Genomic DNA, 1079 nt, shown 5'->3' on the forward strand with positions numbered 1-1079 from the left:
TCTTCTTCTACTACCGCCAAAGAGAGCATCGACCTCTCGTTGTAGCTGTAGCCGGTGTAGGTGGAGACTCCTACCACCCGCCCGTCTTTCTCTACCCTGTCGTAGGGCAGCGTGGCGTAGTTAGAGAGTGGAAGGTCTATGTACTTGGCGGGCAGGTCTTCTTTCTCGAAGAGGCTGCCGAAGGCTTCTTTTACGTCTTCTTTGTCCCACACGAGCGTGACTTTCCTGCGTGTGGGACGCTCTGCCATCTCCTGGAGGGCTTCTCTTCCTACGAAGTCGTGGTCGAATTTCACAAAGCGTCCATACCCCAGCTCGTAGGGGGTGAAGTAGTAATCTTCTATGTCCTCGGAGTCGTAGCTTCCTCCTAAAGAGGCTTTCGCTTCGTAGCCGTCTGCAGGGAGCCACTCCCTGTAGGTCTTCAGCTTCTCCCCGGTGTAGATGGCGGGACAGGGTGAGGGGATCCAGCCGGATTCGAGCGTGTTGGTGGCGTATGTCCTCGAGCCTACCTGCCTTAAGCCAAACTCTTCTCCGGCTTCTACTATGGCTTCTCTTATCTCTTCTTTCTCTTCCCAGGGACCGAAGATCTCAGCCCCAGGCTGCCCGCTCATCCCGTGCCTCAGCGCCCGTACTTTCCTGCCGGCTATGTTTATCTGGTACATGTTGAAGAAGGCTACCTCGGGAAGCGGTCCTCCGTTTAGCTTCTCGAGCAGCCCGGCTGCGTTGGGACCCTGGATCTGGTAGCGGTAGAGCCTCCTGCGCTTTTTCGGGTTGGCCGCGTAGCGCTCGTCTCGCTCCACCTCCACCTCGTACTCACCACTTCTTGCGTGGTACTCAACCCAGTTGTGCGCCGTGGGCCTCCCAACCAGGCTCACCCTCTCCTCCTCGAGCCCAAAGAGAATCGCATCCCCTATGACATAGCCCTCCGGGTTGCACGCAACGAACTGCTTGGCCTTATCCTTCCCAAAGCCCTCAAAGCTGTTTATCCCAAGCTCGGAGAGAAGCCTCTTTGTGTCAGGACCCTCTATGTAGAGGTCGGTCATGTGGTAGGACTGGTCGAAGAGCACGCAGCTCTCCCTCCA

General features: G+C 57.0%; 1 protein-coding gene. It reads right to left on the bottom strand.

The genetic code is table 11. The features are described from left to right. Positions 1-1064 (bottom strand): aminomethyl transferase family protein (locus tag PJB24_RS15770; RefSeq protein ID WP_273847605.1); only part of this gene is annotated, 1064 nt, incomplete at its 3' end. Between the last annotated feature and the right edge of the window lie 15 nt (positions 1065-1079).

The sequence above is a fragment of the Rubrobacter calidifluminis genome, from assembly GCF_028617075.1.
Classification (GTDB): Bacteria; Actinomycetota; Rubrobacteria; order Rubrobacterales; family Rubrobacteraceae; genus Rubrobacter_E; species Rubrobacter_E calidifluminis.